Genomic DNA, 17195 nt, shown 5'->3' with positions numbered 1-17195 from the left:
TGGAGACCATCTCCCCCAAGGAGCAGAACACCTGTGGCTAATCCCAGAGCACGCCGCCTGATCGCTGCGGCAGGTCTGTCGTTAGCGGTCGCGGCCACCCTGACGACCGTCCCGGCTCCCGCGAACGCCCTCTCGACCGACGTCGTCATCTCCGGCGTCTACGGCGGTGGCGGCAACTCGGGCGCGACCATCAAGAACGACTACATCGAGCTGGCGAACCTCACCGGCAGCCCGATCAACGTGTCCGGTTGGAGCGTTCAATACGCCTCGGCCGCAGGTGCCGTCTTCCAGATGACGAACCTGAGCGGAACGATCCCGGCCAACGGGAGATACCTGGTCCAGCAGGCCCCGGGCGCCGGCGGCACGCTGAGCCTGCCGACCCCCGACGCCGTCGGCTCGATCCCGATGTCGGGCACCTCCGGGGTCGTCGCGCTGGTCACCGCGCAAGTTCCGCTGGTCGGCTGCGGCACCTCCTGCGCGACCGCCCCGAACGTGAAGGACCTCGTCGGCTACGGCGCCACCGCCAACGTCGAGACCCTCGCGGCCCCCGGCCTGTCGAACACCACGGCCGCCGCCCGGTCCGGCGCGATGACCGACACCGACAACAACTCGGTCGACTTCACCGCCGGTGTGCCGAAGGCCACCAACACCGCGGGCACCACGGTCACCGCGACCGACACGGGCGGCCCGACCGACCCGACGCCCGGTGCCGTGCGCATCCACGACATCCAGGGCAGCGGCCGGATCTCCCCGATCGTCGGCCAGAACGTCACCAACGTGCCCGGCATCGTCACCGCCGTCCGCACCACCGGCAGCTCGCGCGGCTACTGGATGCAGGACCCGTCGGCCGACGCCGACCCGCTGACCTCCGAGGGCATCTTCGTCTTCATGGGCACGACCTCGCCGACGGTCGTGCCCGGCGACTCGGTGCTGGCCTCCGGCCGCGTCACCGAGTATCGCCCCGCCACGGGTTCGCAGGCGCTGACCGAGCTCGGCGGCACCGTCAGCACCGTCAAGCTGTCGAGCGGAAACGCGCTGCCCGCGCCGGTGACCGTGGACCTGCCCCCGGTCTACACCAAGTCGGGCGCCCTGGAGGCCCAGCCGCTGGAGCCGTCGTCGTACGTGCTCGACTGGCTGGAGATCCACGAGGGCATGCGCGCCACCGTCGCGGAGACCACCAAGCTGGTCAGCCCGGTCAACACCGAGTTCGGCGAGTTGTGGGTCACCTTCGACCCGGCGCACAACCCGACCCCGCGCGGCGGCCACATCTACCTCGACTACGCCGACAACAACGCGGGCCGGTTCTTCATCCAGTCGCTCGTCGGCGCCCCCGCCGCCAACGTCGGCTCGACGCTGGCCGCCGGCACCACCGGCGTCATCGACTACCAGAGCTTCGGCGGCTACGTCCTGCAGGCCACCCAGCTCGGCGCCATCACCGAGGGCGGCCTCAAGCGCCAGAAGGTGACCCCGGCGAAGAAGGCCGGCGACCTGTCGATCGTGACGTACAACGTCGAGAACCTGACCGTCGGCGACTCGGCGGCGAAGTACCAGCGCCTCGCCGAGGCCGTGGTCGTCAACCTCGGCACGCCGGACATCCTGGCCCTGGAGGAGATCCAGGACAACAACGGCACCGCCACCGGCACCGTGGCGGCCGACCAGACCGTGGCCAAGTTCATCGCGGCCATCGTCGCGGCCGGCGGCCCGACCTACGACTGGCGCTCGATCGACCCCAACGAGGGCACCGACGGCGGCGCCCCCGGCGGCAACATCCGCCAGGTCTTCCTGTTCAACCCGGCCCGGACCACCTTCGTGGACCGTCCGGGCGGCGACGCCAACACCGCCGTGACGGTGCTGCGCGAGCGTCCGACGAGCAACCAGGTCTACCTGTCGGCCAGCCCCGGCCGCATCAACCCGACGTCGTCGGCGTGGTCGTCCAGCCGCAAGCCGCTCGTGGGAGAGTTCCTGTACGACGGCAACAAGCAGCTCTTCGTCGTCGCCAACCACTTCAACAGCAAGGGCGGCGACCACCCCCACTCGGCCGCCGTCCAGCCGCCGAACCGCACCACCGAGGTCCAGCGCATCGCGCAGGCGACCGAGGTGCGCAACTTCATCGCCGACCTGAACGCCAAGAGCGGCGGCCAGGCCCGCGCGGTGGTCCTGGGCGACATCAACGACTACCAGTTCTCGCCCGCCGTCTCGACCCTCACCGACAACGGCGCGCTCCTGAAGGCGCTGATCAACGACCTGCCCGCCGGTGAGCGGTACTCGTACATCTTCGACGGCAACTCGCAGGCGCTCGACCACATCCTGGTGACCCCGAACATCAAGGGTTACGCCTACGGCGTCGTGCACATCAACGCCGAGTTCTCCGACCAGGCCTCCGACCACGACCCGCAGATCCTGCGGATCCTGACGGGGTGCAACACGGAGCCGCTCCCCGAGCGGTGCCGCCCGGGCAGCCCGGTCGTGGACGTCGAGTAACACCTTTCGCAAATCAGAAGCGCCCGTCCTCTTCCCCGGGGGACGGGCGCTTTCTCATGTGCCGGCGTTCAGGTATTCCACGAAATACGGGTTGTGCAGGGCGAACGACGAGCGTTTCGTCCGCACCAAATTGATCGCCTCGTCCAGGCCGTAACCGAGGAGGAGAAGGGTCTGGGCCACGACCAGGCCCGAGCGGTTGTAACCCGCCCTGCACCTGATCAGGACCTTCTGACCCGACCGCACCGCCTCGGCGGCGAGGTCGGACATCGCGCGGACCTCTGCCATCTCGGCCGGGGTCAGTTGGCCGTCGGGGACGTGGCAGGCGTGGTGGACGGCCGAGGTTCCCGGGCCGTGGCCGTCGAGGCGGATCATGCTGATGACCACGTCGAACTCGTCGGCCACGATCACGGGGAGCAGGCCGCCGGAGTCGTTGCGGAAATGGCCGCCCATGAAAAGGCCGGGGATGATTTCGTGCCACGGCTGGTCGTCAAAGGGAACGAACCTGTATTCCATTCGCCCATTCTGCGTCAGTATCGCACCGAGCTCTGGAGCAGCGGCGGATAAACGGTCGACGATTCTCCGTCGACGGTCGTGCCAGCGAACTGCAACATCGTGCGCACCTCTCCGTTGACCGCCGCCGGGTAGCCGAGCGTGGGGGCGGAGATCTCGTCCAGGATGCGGAGCTGCTCCGCCGAAAGGGTTACCTCCACGAGGTTGTTCTCCATGTGTTCGACCCGGCGGGCTCCCACGATCGGCACCACCGTGCCGGGGCGGGCGCGCAGCCACGCCAGGGCGACCGCCGCCGACGAGGCGCCGGCCTCGTCGGCGATCGCGGCCAGGGTGTCGATGACCCGGTACTCCTCCTCGGTCGGGCCGCCCACGTAGGCGGTCCGGGCCGAGTCGGCGACCTCGACGCCCCGGCGGTACTTGCCGGACAGGAAGCCGTTCTTCAGGGGGCTCCACGGGGTCAGGGCCAGGCCCTGGTCCAGCGCGAGGGGCGCGATCTCGCCCTCGACCGTGCGGGCCAGCAGGGAGTATTCGACCTGGAGGGCGATCAGCGGGGTCCAGCCTCTCAGCAGGGCCGTCGTCTGGGCCTGGGCGACGACCCACGCGGGGGTGTTGGAGAAGCCGATGTAGCGGATCTTGCCGGCCCGCACCAGGTCGTCGAGGGTGCGCATCGTCTCCTCAAGGGGCGTGTTGCGGTCCCAGTTGTGCAGCCAGTAGAGGTCCAGGTAGTCGGTCTGGAGACGGCGCAGGGTCTCGTGGAGCTGGGCGATGATCGAGCCCCGGCCCGCGCCGCCGCCGTTGGGGTCGCCGGGGTGCATGTTGCCGAAGAACTTCGAGGCCACGACCGTGTGGCCGCGCAGGCCGGGCCGGGCGGCGAAGTAGTCGCCGAGGATCTTCTCCGAGTGGCCGTTGCTGTAGAAGTTGGCCGTGTCGACGAAGTTCCCGCCCCGGTCGAGGTACGTCGAGAGGATCTTCTCCGACTCCTCGACGTCGCATCCGGCCGAGCCGGGGTCGTCGCCGAACGTCATCGCGCCGAGGGCGAACGGGCTGACCCGCAGGCCGGAGCGTCCGAGGGTCACATAGTGGTCGAGCGGCATGATCGTGTTCCTTTCTCGTCCCCTCCATCGAAGCGCTGAGCTGCGACGACGGGTAGAAAGATCCGGTCGACCTCTTGCACGATCCTGCCGCTAGCGGGATTTCAGTCGGATGATCGGCAGTTGCCGGTCGGTCTTCTCCTGGTATTGGGCGAACCGGGGCGACCTGGCGACGATGTCCCGCCACGCCTGCTCGCGCTCGGCTCCGTGCAGCTGCTCGGCGGTGACGTCGTATGCCTTGCCGTCGAGTTCGATGCGCACCTGGTCGGGGTGGGCCGCGAGGTTGTAGTACCAGGCGGGGTTCCCGGCCGCGCCGGCCGCGGAGGCGACGATCAGCCAGGTGCCGTCGGGGCCGGGGAACCAGCCGACGGGGTTCGTGCGCGGCTGGCCGGTCTTGCGGCCGACGGTGGTCAGGACCAGCGCGTCGAAGCCGCCGAAGCTGCCGCTCCTGCGGATGCGCCGGGCCATCAGCCTGTTGAACCAGAGGAAGAAACGTCCGCCGGGCTGGCGGCTGCCGCGGGTGCCGGCGGGGGTGTCGAAGGTCATGGAGTACCTCATTTAGTTAATGGCGCGTACTGTACGCGGCGCTAACTATATGCACGATGTACCGTTACGTCCATGAACGACGTCGCCATCGGGCTGGTCCAGCTCTCCGGGCTGGTGCAGGGCCGGTACGCGCGTGTCTCCCAGCGTCACGATCTGACCCCCGTACAGGCGAAGTTGTTGTGCGTGCTGCTGGAGGGACCTCGGGGGATGGCCGAACTGGCCTCGGTCTTCGGCGTCGAGAAGGCGGCCCTGACCGGGCTGATGGACCGGGCCGAGAAGCGCGGGCTGGCGCGGCGCACCCCGGTGCCCGGCAACCGGCGGGCCGTCGCGGTGACGTTGACCGACGAGGGACGCCGGGCGGCGACGGCCTTCTACGAGGAGATCCACGCCGAGCTGGAAGAGCTGGTCGCGACCCTGACGCCCGAGGGGCGCGGCCATTTCGAGCAGGCGATGGCCGAGATCATCGAGCGCTGCGGCGGCTGCTGACGCTCACTCCGCCGCGCGCGGGAACTCCGAGCAGCGGAACGACCCGAAGCTCTCCCGGCCGCGCCGCACCACGACCGTCACCGCGTCGGCGTCGATGTTCGACCGCGCGGCCACCGCGGCGGCGGCCGTGCAGGTGAGCTGGCCCAGCCACAGCAGGCGGTCGCGCTGGCCCGGGAAGGCCTCCCGGGGAGCCGGCACCGGCACGGCCGCCGAGGCGGGCGGCTCGACGGTGATCCGCACCTTGGCGTCGTCGGCGGTGACCGCGCCCAGGCCGCCGACCCAGTCGGCCAGGCCGGTGCCGAGGCCCAGACGGCGTTCGGGCTCGCTGGGGCCGTCGACGAGCAGGTTGAGCGTCTCCTTCAGCGACGGCCAGGGCATCGGGCGGGTGACCGCCTTCAGGCGCTGGCCCGACACGAAGTAGAGCCGCATGCTGGGCTGGAAGCCGCTCGCGGGTTCCCCGCCGTCCTGTACGCCCGTCGGGCTGATGCCACACCCCGCGACCAGGAGCAGCACCGCCAGCAGATGTCTCATCGCGGCTCCCTGGGCAGCGTGAGCCGGAACAACGCGCCGCCCTCGGGGCGGTTGACCACCTCGATCGTGCCGCCGTGGAGGCGGGCGTTCTCCAGGGCGATGGCCAGGCCGAGGCCGCTGCCGTCCGACCGGGTGCGGGCGGCGTCGGCCTTGGAGAAGCGGTCGAAGACCCGCGGGAGCAGGTCGGGGTCGACGCCGGGGCCCTTGTCGGCGACCTCGATGACCACGACGTCGTCGGCGGGCCGCGACGTGACGGTCACCGGCTTCGCGCCGTGCCGCAACGCGTTGCCGACCAGGTTGGCCATGACGACGTCGAACCGGCGCGGGTCGAGCCGCACGCGCACCCCCGGTTCGATGTCCACCTCGACGTCCGAGGTCCATCCCCGGGTACGCAGGCTCGCCGCCACCGCCTGCGCGACGTCCACGTCGTCGACGACCAGGCCGACGGCCCCCGCGTCGAAGCGGGAGATCTCCATGAGGTCCTCCACGAGCTTCACCAGGCGTCCGGCCTCCAGGTTCAGCAACCGGGCGGCCTCCGGCAGGTCGCCGTCGAGCCGGGCGGACTCCTCCTCGATCACCTCGGCCATGGCGAGGATCGAGGCCAAGGGGGTGCGCAGCTCGTGGGAGACGTCGGCGACGAACCGGCGAGCCATCGACACGTTGGTCTCCAGCGCCTCGGCGGTCGCGTTGAACGTCTTGACCAGCCGGGCCAGTTCGTCGCGGCCGGTGACCTTGAGCCGGGTGTCGAGCTCCCCGGCGCCCAGGCGGCGGGCGGCGCGGTCGAGATCGCGTACCGGCCTGAGCACCCCACCGGCGGCGACCAGCGCGAACAGCACGGCCAGCAGCAGCACGGGCAGCACGCCGTTGCGCGCGGCGGCGACCAGTGCCTCCTGGTCGGCGGCCTCGGGGTGCAGCGAGGAGACGAGGTAGACCTCGACGCCCGAAGGGGTGCCCTCTCTGCGCAGCAGCACCGGCGTGCCCACCACGAGGTAGGGGTCGCCGTCGCGCACCACCCGCTGGTAGACGAGGCGCCGCTCGGCCGCGACGCGCCGGCGCAGATGGGGCGTCAAGGCCGCGGCGGCGTCGCCCGACACGACCAGGCCCGAGTCGCCGTAGACGGCCGCGCCGGTCGCGTCGAGGAAGGCGGGCGCGACGCCGTTGGCGAGTTGTTGCAGGGCGGCCCGGCCCGGCGGGTGCTGCATGTTCTCGGTGAGGGTCGAGACGCGCAGCCGGAACTCGTTGACGACCGACCATTCGGTCCGGGTGAGCATGAGGTCGCGGGCCTGCTTGTAGACCAGGCCGGCGGCGGTGAGCGCGCTCAACCCCGCCAGGGCGACGAAGACCACGACCAACCGGGCACGCAGCCCTCTCACAGCGGGCCGAACCTGTACCCGAAGCCGCGTGCGGTCTGGATGTACCGGGGCTGGGCGGGCACGTCCTCGATCTTGGTGCGGAGCCGCTGGACACACGCGTCGACCAGCCGCGAGTCGCCCAGGAAGTCGAGGTCCCAGACCGATTCGAGGAGCTGCTGGCGGCTGAACACCTGCCCGGGAGACGCCGACAGCTCCAGCAGCAGCCGCAGTTCCAGCGGGGGCAGCGTGACCGGGGTGCCGTTCTTGGCCACGGTCAGCGCGCCCCGGTCGATCACCAGGTCGCCGTGGGTCTCCTGTCCGGCGTCCAGGGGCGCGGCCCACCGCCGGAGCACGGCGCGGATGCGCGCCTCCAGCACCCGCGGCCGGACCGGCTTCACCACGTAGTCGTCGGCGCCCGCCTCCAGGCCGCTGACCACGTCGAGGTCGTCGCCCCGGGCGGTGAGCATGACGATCGGCAGGTGCCCGCCGGCCCTGATGCGGCGGCAGACCTCGAAGCCGTCGAGGCCGGGCAGCATCAGGTCGAGCACGACGATGTCCATCGCCGTCTCGCGCAGCCGCCGCAGGCCCTCCTCACCGGTCCCGGCGGTGGCCACCTCGTGGCCGTGGCGGCTGAGCGACAGGCGCAGTCCTTCGCGGACGGACTGGTCGTCCTCGATGAGCATCACCCGGGCCACGCGAACCAGTATCCGGCTTGATCAGCGCATATCCGGCCGAAGGCGACGTTCATTACACGCTCATGACATTCCGCTCATGGCCAGCGGACATCGTGCTGCCAGGATCCCCGGTCGAGACCTAGGAGGATGTATGCGATTCACTCTGGCCGCCATCGGCCTCGTCGCGGGCACGCTGACCTTCGCCGCCCCGGCCGCCGCCGCGCCCTCGCCCGCGCCGTCCGAGGCGGCCCCGGCACCCGTGCCCTCCGCCCGGCAGCGGGCCGCGACCCCCGCGCCGGTGCCTGATCGCGGCAGCCGCCCGGTTCCCGACGGCGCGCCGCAGACCGGTGGCGGCGTGCCCGCCGCGCTTCCGCTGGGCGGGGTCCTTCTCGTGGCGGGGGCCGCGACGGGCTTCGTCGCCCTGCGGCGGCGTAGCGCGGCGTGACCCGCAGGGTCCTCGGCCTGGCGGCCGCCGCCCTCACCGCGACCGGGGCCCTGCTCGCGGGCGGCGCGCTCCTCCCCAGGGAGGCGCCGCCCGCGCCGCCGCCCGCCGAGGCCGTGGCCCTGCCCGTCGTGCCCGCCGGGCACGATCTGCCCAGGTCACGGCCGGTACGACTGGATGTCGGCCGCATCGGCGTCCACGTGGACCTGATGATGCTCGGCCTCAACCCCGACGGAACCGTGCAGGTCCCCGAGGAGCCCGAGGACGCGGGCTGGTACGCGCCCGGCTACGCCCCCGGGGAACCCGGTGGCGCGGTGATCCTCGGACACGTCGACGGCGAGGGCCGCCGCGGCGTCTTCCACGACCTCGGCCGGATGCGGCGCGGCGACACCATCGGCGTCACCCGCGCCGACGGGAGGACGGCCCGGTTCACGGTCACGTCGGTGGAACGGGTGCCCAAGAGCCGCTTCCCCGCCGAGCGGGTGTACGGCCCCCTCGACCACCCCGCCCTGAGATTGGTGACCTGCGGCGGGTCCTTCGACGCCGCGACCGGCCACTACCGCGACAACGTCATCGTCTACGCCGATCTGGACTAGCGGGTCACTCCAGATGGGCCCGCAGAGCCGCCAGCGGGCCGTCCCAGTCGCGCGCCAGCACGGCCAGGAAACGTTGCGCCACCCGCATGGGCTCGGTCTCCACGCGGTAGCGCACCCGCCGCCGTTCACCCGGCTCGGCCACCACCAGACCCGCGTCGGCCAGGAGCGCGAGATGCTTGGCGATGCCCTGCCGGGTGATCGGCAACCGGCCGGCCAGGTCGGTCGCGGTGGCCGGCCCCCGCTCGGCCAGCGCGGCCAGGATCGCCCGCCGGTTCGGGTCGGCCAGGGCCGTGAAGACCGCCTCGGCGACCGTCTCGGGCGACTCGTCAGCCATTGACGTAGGCGACCAGCTCGTCGAGTTCGTGCTTCCAGCCGCGGGTGTTGCCGTCGTAGGCCTTGGCGTGCTCGTCGTCGTCGAGCTGGGCGAAGCCGGTCTCGACGACGGTCAGGCTGGTGCCCTCGGCGTCGGGCGAGAGGGTGAACTCGACGTAGGTCCGGCGCGGGTCGTTCTCGGGCAGGCCGTGGATGTGCCACGAGTAGGCGAAGACCGACTGCGGGTCGAGCCGTTCGACGCGCAGCTTGGCGGTGTCGCCGCTCTGCCAGCTCAGCTCGACCGTGCCGCCGACCTTCACCTCGCCCTCGGCGGCCTCGCCGAACCAGGTGCCGAGGCCCTCGGCGGTGGTGATGGCGGCCCAGACCTGCTCCTGCGGGCGGCCGATGTGGACGGTGCGTTCGATCCGATCGGGAAATGCCATCGGAACCCCTCCGTGTGTCGCAACCATTTGGTTGCCACTAATGTATGGCAACCTTCTGGTTGCGTCAAGCACGAAGGCGGCCAGCACCACGACGGAGATCACGGTCGCCCCCGCGAACACGGCCCGCACGCCCCAGATCTCGGCCGCGCCCCCGGCCAGGGCCGCGCTGACCGGGATCACCCCCCAGCTGATCATCCGGGACGCCGCGTAGATGCGGCCGAGCAGCTCGGGCGGGGAGAGGTCCTGCCGGATCGTGGCGACGAGGATGCGCCAGACGCTCGACCCCGCGCCCGCCACGATCGCCCCCGCCGCCACCGCCCAGACCGGGGCGTCGAAGGCGACCGGCGCGACCAGCAACACGATGCCGACGGCGTCGACGATCAGGAGCCGGGTCACGCCGAACCCGCCACAGGTGCCGGAACCCCGCGACGACCTGGGTGTTCCCGCCGGTCACCGGGCCGCGGCGCAAAGCCAGCAGGGCGAGGCCGCCCACGGCCAGAGCGTAGAGGCCCGCGCTCAGGGCGGTCGCGCGCCGCTACTACGCGGGGGTCAGGCCCGCCGGAAGCGCGACCCCCACTCCCTGAGCTGCTCGGCCAGCTCGGGAGGGTGGACGACCTGGAAGTCCGCCCCCACGACGCCGAGCGCCATCGTCGGCCAGTCGAGGGTGCTGCTCGTCATCGTCATCCGGCAACGCCGCTCGCCGACCGCCTCGACCGTGCACCACCGCCCGATCCGTTCCCGCACGGCCTCGGCCGGGGCCTCGATCAGCGCCTCCACCGCGTAGGGGGCGGGCTGGTTCTCCAGGCCCTCGTTGACGAAGGCGGCGGCGTCGGCGGCGGGCAGTTCCCTGGGGCGGAAGCGGGTGCCGGTCTTCTCCGGCCTCGTCATCCGGTCGACGCGGAAACTCCGCCAGTCGTGCCTGGTCAGGTCGTACGCCACGAGATACCACCGGTAGCCGGTGCAGACGAGCCGGTGCGGCTCGGCCAGCCGCTCGGACTCCCGGCGGTCGGCCGCCGTGTAGGAGAACCGGAGCTGCTCCTGGTCCCGGCAGACCAGCGCGACCAGCGTCAGCACGTCGGGGTCGATGCCCGCCCGGGGTGAGCCGCTCCAGCCGCTCGGCACGGTCATCGTGCGCAGCGCCTCGACCCGGTGCCGCAGCCGGGCCGGCATGACCTGGACGACCTTCGCGAGCACCCGTACCGACGACTCGGCGATGCCCTCGACGGCGCCCTGCGCGGCGGCCTGGAGGCCCACGGCCAGGGCGACCGCCTCCTCGTCGTCGATCACCAGCGGGGGCAGGGCCGCCCCGGCGGCCAGCTGGTAGCCGCCGTCGACCCCGCGTTGCGACTCGACGGGATAGCCCAGCTCACGCAGCCGGTCGACGTCGCGGCGCAGCGTCCGGACCGACACCCCGAGCCGTTCGGCCAGTTCGCCGCCGAGCCAGTAGCGGCGGGTCTGGAGCAGGGAGAGCAGCCGCAGGGTCCGGTTGCTGGTGTTCGCCATGGTTCGATTCTGGCCGTCGTACAGGACAGAAAGTGGCCGCTATTGGCGACAAGCTGGATCCATGAGCGAACGAGACGACCTGATCGCGACCCTGACCAAACATCGCGGCTTCCTGCGCCATACCACCCAGGGCCTGACCGACGAGCAGCTGGGCCTGCGCACCACCGCGAGCGAGCTCTGCCTGGGCGGGCTGGTCAAGCACGTCACCTCGGCCGAGCGCAACTGGGCCGAGTTCATCGTGCAGGGGCCCCCGGCGATGGGCGACTTCACCGCCATGACCGAGGAGGACTGGCAGCGCCGCGCCGACGAGTTCCGCATGCTGCCGGGCGACACCCTCGCCGGGATCCTGGCCGAATACGAGAAGGTCGCCGGCGCGACCGACGAGTTGGTCAGGAACCTTCCCTCACTCGACGCGACCCAGCCGCTGCCGAAGGCCCCGTGGAACACGGAGGAGAGCTGGACGGCCCGGCGGGTGCTGCTGCACGTCATCGCCGAGACCGCCCAGCACGCGGGTCACGCGGACATCATTCGCGAGTCCCTCGACGGTCAGAAGACCATGGGTTAGAAGTCGTCGGCGGTGCGGATCCGGTCACGCACCCAGACACCCGCCTCCTTCAACCTCGTGGTGCCCGTGTACGGGCCGCTGGAGCAGGTCCCGGTGGTGAAGACGGCTCCCGTGCGGAAGTCGTCGGAGAAGTTCCAGTTGACCCAGCTGATCTTCTTCTGGGCCATCAGGTCGATGTACTGCTGCGACCTGCTGAAGTTGTTCGGCCCGTCACCGGAGGCCTCCTGGGTGCCGAACTCGGTCACGAACATCGGCAGCAGGTCGGCGGCCCGGGACAGGGCGTTCAGGTACTGGGTGCCGTGCGAGGCGGCGTAGAAGTGGAAGACGTACATCAGGTTGGTGCCGGTGACCGGGTTGGCGCGGATCGTGTCGGTCTGGTCGCCGGGGCCGGAGATTCCGAGCGACGACCAGGCCGGCGTGCCGATGAGGACGGGCGCGTCGGGGTCGTACTGGCGGATCGTCGGGACCAGCGAGTTGGCGTAGTTGCGGATGACCGACCACGTGACGCTGTCGCCGTTGGGCTCGTTGGCGATCTCGTACAGGACGTTCTTCTTGGCGTTGTGGCGCTGGGCGATCTCGGTGAAGAAGGTTCTGGCCCTGGTCAGGTTGTAGTTGGGGTCGCCGGGGGTGAGCATGTGCCAGTCGACGATGGCGTACATGCCGCGTGCCGTGGCCATCTCGATCAGGTTGTGGACGCGGTCGGTGTAGAGCCGCGGGTTGGTCTCGTAGCCGCCCTCCTGGATGTACATGGAGATGCGCAGGACGTCGGCCTTCCAGTCGGTGGCCAGAGCGTCGAGCGAGGCGGTGTTGAGGCACTGGTTGTACCACTGGATGCCGTGGCTGCTCATGCCCCTGAGCTGGATCTGCTTGCCGGCCTCGTTGCACAGCTTCACGCCGCAGACGCGGAGCTGGCCGTTGGCGGCCACGGGGGTGCCGCCGCCGGTCGACGACTCGGTGTAGACCTCGAACTCCCAGAGGGAGTAGCCCCACTGGGTGGCGCGGGTGGTGCCGTACACGCGGATGTAGCGGCCGGTCCCGGAGACGGTGAGGTCGTCGGTCGCGCCGTTGCCCGTGGTGGTGGAGTAGATGCTCGACCATGTTCCGCCGTCAGGCGAAACCTCGATCCGGTACGCCGACGCGTAGGCCGTCTCCCAGGTCAGCTTGACGCGGGAGATCGGGTACGAGGCGCCGAGGTCGATCCTGATCCACTGGGGGTCGCTGCCCTCGGCCGACGCCCAGCGGGTGGCGGTGTTGCCGTCGACCGCCTTGCCCGCCTCCAGGCCGGTGGCCTCGATGGACGACGCCGTGGCGGGCTTGCCGGCGGAGATGAGGACGGGGGCGGCGGCGGCCGGCGCACTGACCGTGGTCAAGCCGGTCAGTATGAGCAGGGCGACGAGCGTGCTACGTAACATAGGCGCTCCTTGGAGTAGTTAGGAAGGTTTCCTAATTTGACGTGGAGCGTAAAACAACGTCAACCATCACGCAAGCGCTTCAAATAGTTGATCATGCAACAGATCGCGCTCATTCGGTCGCAGTCCGCTTTCTGGCACGAAATGCTGCTTGTCCATGCCTACCGGCACACATGTTGGCAATCAGTGACAGAGATGATCACGGGAGATGTGTTCAGGTCCTGAATGCGGTAAATGTTCTGCATGAAAACGAGGCTGTTTCGCTTCTTAAGCGCTCCCCTCCTCGCCATCTCCCTCGTGCTCTCGGTCTTCGGCGCGCCGGCGCGTGCCGCGACCGACCTCGAACTCGCACAGGAGTGGCAGACAACTTGGAACACCTACAAGTTCACCCAGGTCGCCAACCCGCTGCCGGAAGGCCGGTCGCGCGCCTCCCAGAGCATCTCCATCGTGATCGACGCTCCGCGGAGCCTGGTCTTCCCGGCCTACTCGGACTTCAACAACCACATCGGCGCCAACCCGGTGCTGGAGCGGGTCGTCACCCATAGCGACACCACGCAGTTCGGCATCGAAGCCAGGAAGCTCACGGCCATCGAGGTCATCCCGATGGACCCGGCCCCGCTGACGCTGAACACGCACGCCTGCCAGAAGCTGCACCTGGCGGACTTCTACTACACGGTCGACTCCTGGTCGACGGGTAACATCGTCACCCACCAGAAGATCACCTTCGAGAGGGTCAACGGGAACCAGACCAAGGTGACCGAGCACCTGACCTTCGAGACCCCCACGGAGCTGATCGACCTCGCGCTGGCCTCCGGCGTACAGGCCCACCAGGGCATCCAGACGGTCCTGAAGCAGCGCATCGAAAGCGGCGCCCTCTAAGTCGTTCCCCGGCGACCGCCACCTGGCAGCGGTCGCCGTGTCCGTTTTTCGGCCGACCTGGGTGGAGAAGATCCAGGTCATGGACGGTATGGGGCGAAGGACACTACTCGCGGGCGCCGCGTCTCTGGCGCTCGGCGGCTGCGCCGCGACCGAGACGACGCTCCGGGCCGTGCCCGTCGCGACCGCGTCCCAGGCCTACCCCGACACCCCGAAGGCCGCCTTCGACCGGCTGATGACGGGCAACCGGCGCTGGATCACCGGCGCGCTGCAGCACCCCGACCGCGACCCCACCCGCCGCGAACTGCTGGCCACCAAGCAGAAGCCCTATGGCGTGGTGTTGTCGTGCATCGACTCCCGGGTGCCTCCCGAGCTCGTCTTCGACACCGGGCTCGGCGACCTGTTCGTGATGCGCACCGGCGGCCAGGCCATCGGGCCCGTGGTGACCGGCTCGGTCGAATACGGCCCCCTGACCGGCGGGACCCCGTTGATCGTGGTGCTGGGGCACCAGCGGTGCGGGGCGGTGGAGGCGGCGTACCAGGCACTGAAGGACGGCAAGCCGCTGCCCGGCAACCTCCAGGCGATCGTCGAGGCGCTGCGGCCCGCCTACGAGCAGACCACACGTGAGGGCAGCGCCGACCCGATCGAGGCGATGACGAAACACCAGGTCATGCTGACCGCCGACGCGCTGCGCGGGAACGGCGGCCTGGAGCCGCTCGTGGGTGAGTCGAAGCTGGCGGTGGTCGCGGCCTACTACTCCCTGGACACGGGCCAGGTCGAGGTGCTCAACGGGGCGCCGGTCAGCTGATCGCGTCGAGGAGGACGCGGGCCTCCAGCGTCACCCTGCTGCCGCCCTTGCGCGCCGCCGCCTCCGTCAGCCCGGGGATCTCGGCGCGGGCCCCGGCCATGAGGGCGGCCTTGACCGCGACCTTCAGCAGGTCGGCCAGGCCGGTCGGCGGGCGTTCTCCCTCTTTCGGGAGCAGGGCCGGAATCGCCTCGGCGAGCAGCGCCCAGGTTTCGCGGTGGGCGCCGGAGAAGGCGAGGTCCTCCAGGGCGGGGGTCACCCGGGCGAGTTTCACGGCGTCGGCCCTGACCAGTTCGGCCAGCGCCCAGCCGAAGTCGGCGGCGTCGAACTCTCCCCGTTTGGCGAGGATCCTCATCGCGTCGACGGCTTCGGGCCGTCTGTGGCCGAGCGCCGTCACGAGGGCACTCGCCGTGGCCCGGCCCACCGGGCCCCGTCCCTGGACGAGAGCGGTCAGCACCCCCGACTCTCGGGTAGCCGCCGCAGAAGGGCATTCGAGCAGGTGGGCCGCGACCGACTCCCTGTGCGACGGCGCGATCGACGGCCATCACGTCAGGTATTCGGGGTACGCGGCCCCGCTGTCCCCCGGTTCGAGGGTCCACAGGGCGGCGATCGGTTCCGGCAGGTCAGAAGCGCCGGGCCGCATGTGGGTGTGAACGGCAGGAACGGGCCGGTAGTCGCCGTAGGCGACGTAGCGCCTGATGGCGTGGATGCCGCACTCCATGATCGGATCGGGCAGGCCGCCGTCTCGCAGCCACGCGGCCAATCGCCGGCCCGCCGACGAGGTCAGTGTCCCGGCGCGGGCGACCACCTCCGGATCGGCCGAGCGGGGCAGCCGCAGGAGTGCCTGACCGAAGTCGAGTCGGAGCGGTTCGGCGTCTCCCAGCGTTTCAAGGCGGGCGACCAGGGTCGCGGGATCGATGTGACCGGTGGACGTCGTGGGGGTGGCCAGCAGCACCGGAAGCGTCCGGCCCGACTCCAGCAGGACGATGAGCTCGCGCATCCGGTCGGGGAACACACGGTCAGGCAGAGGGCGGTATCGGTCGTGGACACGACGGTGTTCGGCGACCAGGCGGGACATCTCGACGCTCTGCCCGGGAGAGACGACCGCACCGACGCAGTGGCGCAACAGCAGGTAGGGGTGGTAGCTGGTGAAGCCGTCGGCATGGCTGTAACCACCGCCTTTCGTCTCCCACCAGGGCCGCAACGCCTCGGCGGTCGCGGCGCGGTCCCGATGGGTCAGGGTGACGAGCGCGGCCACGATCGGTTCCACGTCCACCGGCCTGAACGGATGCGCCGCGCCGAGTGCAGTGATCAACTGGGCTGTCGAGACGATCGGCGGCGGCATCTCGGGCAGCGAGATCGTGATCTCCAGCGTGCCGGGCACCGGTGATTCCGCCGCCGGTGGGGCGGCGACCTCGCCGAAGACGGCGGCGATCTGGGTGCGCAGGTCCCACGGCAGGGCGCTCGCGGCCTCGCGGATCGCCTCCGACGTGGCCGGGGTGGCGTGGGGGGCCAGTTTGCGCGCGAGCCGTACCGCACGGGCGCGCAGCGCATGGTCGTCGTGGCCGAAGACCAGTGCGAGCGCGGCGAGCGCTCCGTCGGCCCGTTCCGGGGTCGCCTCGGCGATCAACCGCAGGGCGGTCGTGACGTGTTTGCGCTCCGGCCGGAACGCGAGCGCACCGACCGTCTCGGCGAACAGGTCGGAGGTCAGGCCCACGGCTTCGTCGTAGCGACGCAGTTCGTCGGCGGCCAGCCGGGCCAGCGGGGCGGCGGCGACCGGCAGGGCCCGCGCCAGGTCGAGCACGGACACCTCGGCGGGGGTCGGCTGAAGCCGGTTCCACAGGCGGACGAACGGTTCGATGTCGCGGTCCTGCCCGTGGGTGAGGAAGCGGGCCGTGCAGCCGTCGATCAGGACCCGCCGCTCGATGCGGCCCCCGGACGCCAGGTCGGCCAGCACGTCGACGACCTGGGCCAGCGGTGCGGCGACGCCCTCGGCCTGGAAGAGCCGGGCGACCATGACGTCGAGGAGGAGGTCGTCGCCTGCGTGGAGCCTCCGGGGGAGGTGCCAGAGCCAGCCGACGACGAAGGCGTCGTTCTCGGGCGGTTCGATGCCGGTCTCGATCGCCAGTGTGGCGGCCAGGTCGAAGCCAGGGCGGCCGGTCTGGGTCTGCCAGCTCCTGACCCGGCCCGCCCGCAGGCCGACGACCAGCCGGTATGCTAGGTCACGACGCCATTCCTCCTTGCGGTCGCGAAGGACGGCGAGAATGCGCGCGGCGTCGGCTTCCGGCTGCCCGGGTTCGCGTAACTCCCGGCGGTCGAGCCAGGCGGCGACCTGGGCGGCGCCGGAGAGGCAGGCCGCGCCGGCGAGGCGGAACGGCTGGGCGTTCTCCGCGATCGCCCAGCGGCCCTCCACCCGCAGCCGCCCCGCCAGGTAGCCGGGCAACTCGGCGGCGACGGCCTTGCGGTCGGCCTCAGTGAGGTCCGCCAGGAACGGGCCGGGCCCGCCGAGTTCGATCCATTCCCGCACCCGATGCCATGTCATGCGCCGCACGTTATAGATCACCACCGACAAA

At 70.8% G+C, this 17195-nt stretch carries 19 protein-coding genes; 7 read left to right on the top strand and 12 right to left on the bottom strand.

The genetic code is table 11. The features are described from left to right. Window positions 1–33 precede the first annotated feature (33 nt). Window positions 34–2481, top strand: coding sequence for a lamin tail domain-containing protein (locus GT755_RS10010; protein WP_161479465.1), 2448 nt, complete (start codon window positions 34–36; stop codon window positions 2479–2481). Window positions 2482–2535: 54 nt separating this feature from the next. Here GT755_RS10010 and GT755_RS10005 read toward each other — a convergent pair whose 3' ends face one another. The 3 genes from GT755_RS10005 to GT755_RS09995 all read right to left on the bottom strand — a co-directional run bounded on the left by GT755_RS10005 (window position 2536) and on the right by GT755_RS09995 (window position 4628). Beyond that, window positions 2536–2994 (bottom strand): protein-tyrosine phosphatase family protein, encoded by a 459-nt coding sequence (locus GT755_RS10005; RefSeq protein WP_161479464.1) that lies wholly within the window; start codon window positions 2992–2994, stop codon window positions 2536–2538. 14 nt (window positions 2995–3008) lie between these two features. Next, on the bottom strand, window positions 3009–4085 hold the full coding sequence (locus GT755_RS10000) for an aldo/keto reductase (RefSeq protein ID WP_161479463.1): 1077 nt from the start codon (window positions 4083–4085) through the stop codon (window positions 3009–3011). A 90-nt stretch (window positions 4086–4175) separates the two neighbouring features. Then, window positions 4176–4628, bottom strand: a complete 453-nt coding sequence (locus GT755_RS09995; protein WP_161479462.1) for a nitroreductase family deazaflavin-dependent oxidoreductase — start codon at window positions 4626–4628, stop codon at window positions 4176–4178. A gap of 72 nt (window positions 4629–4700) precedes the next feature. Here GT755_RS09995 and GT755_RS09990 point away from each other — a divergent pair, with 72 nt between their 5' ends. Further along, complete coding sequence (locus tag GT755_RS09990) at window positions 4701–5114, top strand: MarR family winged helix-turn-helix transcriptional regulator (protein WP_161479461.1); 414 nt, start codon at window positions 4701–4703, stop codon at window positions 5112–5114. Window positions 5115–5117: 3 nt separating this feature from the next. Here the strand turns inward: GT755_RS09990 and GT755_RS09985 are convergent, their stop codons facing one another. From GT755_RS09985 to GT755_RS09975, 3 genes are read right to left on the bottom strand one after another with little or no spacing between them, the layout of a single operon-like run. Beyond that, on the bottom strand, window positions 5118–5645 hold the full coding sequence (locus tag GT755_RS09985; RefSeq protein WP_161479460.1) for a hypothetical protein: 528 nt from the start codon (window positions 5643–5645) through the stop codon (window positions 5118–5120). Next, on the bottom strand, window positions 5642–7018 hold the full coding sequence (locus tag GT755_RS09980; RefSeq protein ID WP_161479459.1) for an ATP-binding protein: 1377 nt from the start codon (window positions 7016–7018) through the stop codon (window positions 5642–5644). Before GT755_RS09980 ends, GT755_RS09985 begins: the two co-directional genes overlap by 4 nt. Then, window positions 7015–7692 carry a response regulator transcription factor gene (locus tag GT755_RS09975; RefSeq protein WP_161479458.1) on the bottom strand — a complete coding sequence of 226 codons (678 nt, stop codon included), beginning with the start codon at window positions 7690–7692 and terminating at the stop codon, window positions 7015–7017. The genes GT755_RS09980 and GT755_RS09975 overlap by 4 nt, the downstream gene beginning before the upstream one ends. 130 nt (window positions 7693–7822) lie before the next feature. Between GT755_RS09975 and GT755_RS38505 the strand changes: the two genes are divergently transcribed. Both GT755_RS38505 and GT755_RS09970 read left to right on the top strand, forming a co-directional pair. After that, on the top strand, window positions 7823–8116 hold the full coding sequence (locus tag GT755_RS38505; RefSeq protein ID WP_202609870.1) for an LPXTG cell wall anchor domain-containing protein: 294 nt from the start codon (window positions 7823–7825) through the stop codon (window positions 8114–8116). Beyond that, window positions 8113–8709 carry a class F sortase gene (locus GT755_RS09970; protein ID WP_161479457.1) on the top strand — a complete coding sequence of 199 codons (597 nt, stop codon included), beginning with the start codon at window positions 8113–8115 and terminating at the stop codon, window positions 8707–8709. The genes GT755_RS38505 and GT755_RS09970 overlap by 4 nt, the downstream gene beginning before the upstream one ends. A 4-nt stretch (window positions 8710–8713) precedes the next feature. Here the strand turns inward: GT755_RS09970 and GT755_RS09965 are convergent, their stop codons facing one another. The 3 genes from GT755_RS09965 to GT755_RS09955 form a co-directional block, all read right to left on the bottom strand. Then, window positions 8714–9043, bottom strand: coding sequence for an ArsR/SmtB family transcription factor (locus GT755_RS09965; RefSeq protein WP_161479456.1), 330 nt, complete (start codon window positions 9041–9043; stop codon window positions 8714–8716). After that, a complete protein-coding gene (locus GT755_RS41060) occupies window positions 9036–9860 on the bottom strand; it encodes an SRPBCC domain-containing protein (protein ID WP_202609869.1) in 825 nt (274 codons plus the stop codon). The genes GT755_RS09965 and GT755_RS41060 overlap by 8 nt, the downstream gene beginning before the upstream one ends. A 153-nt stretch (window positions 9861–10013) precedes the next feature. Then, window positions 10014–10967, bottom strand: a complete 954-nt coding sequence (locus GT755_RS09955; protein ID WP_161479455.1) for a helix-turn-helix transcriptional regulator — start codon at window positions 10965–10967, stop codon at window positions 10014–10016. Between the two features lie 61 nt (window positions 10968–11028). Here GT755_RS09955 and GT755_RS09950 point away from each other — a divergent pair, with 61 nt between their 5' ends. Further along, window positions 11029–11532, top strand: coding sequence for a DinB family protein (locus GT755_RS09950; RefSeq protein WP_235966460.1), 504 nt, complete (start codon window positions 11029–11031; stop codon window positions 11530–11532). On the opposite strand, the gene GT755_RS09945 is transcribed toward GT755_RS09950, so the two are convergent. Beyond that, the gene (locus tag GT755_RS09945) at window positions 11529–12944 is read right to left on the bottom strand and encodes a cellulase family glycosylhydrolase (RefSeq protein ID WP_161479453.1); all 1416 of its coding nucleotides are present in this window, start codon (window positions 12942–12944) and stop codon (window positions 11529–11531) included. The genes GT755_RS09950 and GT755_RS09945 overlap by 4 nt on opposite strands. A gap of 240 nt (window positions 12945–13184) precedes the next feature. Here GT755_RS09945 and GT755_RS09940 point away from each other — a divergent pair, with 240 nt between their 5' ends. Both GT755_RS09940 and GT755_RS09935 read left to right on the top strand, forming a co-directional pair. Beyond that, complete coding sequence (locus GT755_RS09940) at window positions 13185–13820, top strand: SRPBCC family protein (RefSeq protein WP_161479452.1); 636 nt, start codon at window positions 13185–13187, stop codon at window positions 13818–13820. 79 nt (window positions 13821–13899) lie between these two features. Next, window positions 13900–14625, top strand: a complete 726-nt coding sequence (locus GT755_RS09935) for a carbonic anhydrase (protein ID WP_202609868.1) — start codon at window positions 13900–13902, stop codon at window positions 14623–14625. Here GT755_RS09935 and GT755_RS09930 read toward each other — a convergent pair. Both GT755_RS09930 and GT755_RS09925 read right to left on the bottom strand, forming a co-directional pair. Beyond that, complete coding sequence (locus GT755_RS09930) at window positions 14618–15079, bottom strand: hypothetical protein (RefSeq protein WP_161479451.1); 462 nt, start codon at window positions 15077–15079, stop codon at window positions 14618–14620. The genes GT755_RS09935 and GT755_RS09930 overlap by 8 nt on opposite strands. A gap of 87 nt (window positions 15080–15166) precedes the next feature. Then, entirely contained in the window at window positions 15167–17164 is a 1998-nt protein-coding gene (locus tag GT755_RS09925; RefSeq protein ID WP_161479450.1) for a DUF6493 family protein, read from the bottom strand. Between the last annotated feature and the right edge of the window lie 31 nt (window positions 17165–17195).

This window comes from Herbidospora solisilvae, assembly GCF_009901565.1.
Lineage (GTDB): Bacteria > Actinomycetota > Actinomycetes > Streptosporangiales > Streptosporangiaceae > Herbidospora > Herbidospora solisilvae.
This window is presented reverse-complemented; position numbering and strand designations above follow the sequence as displayed.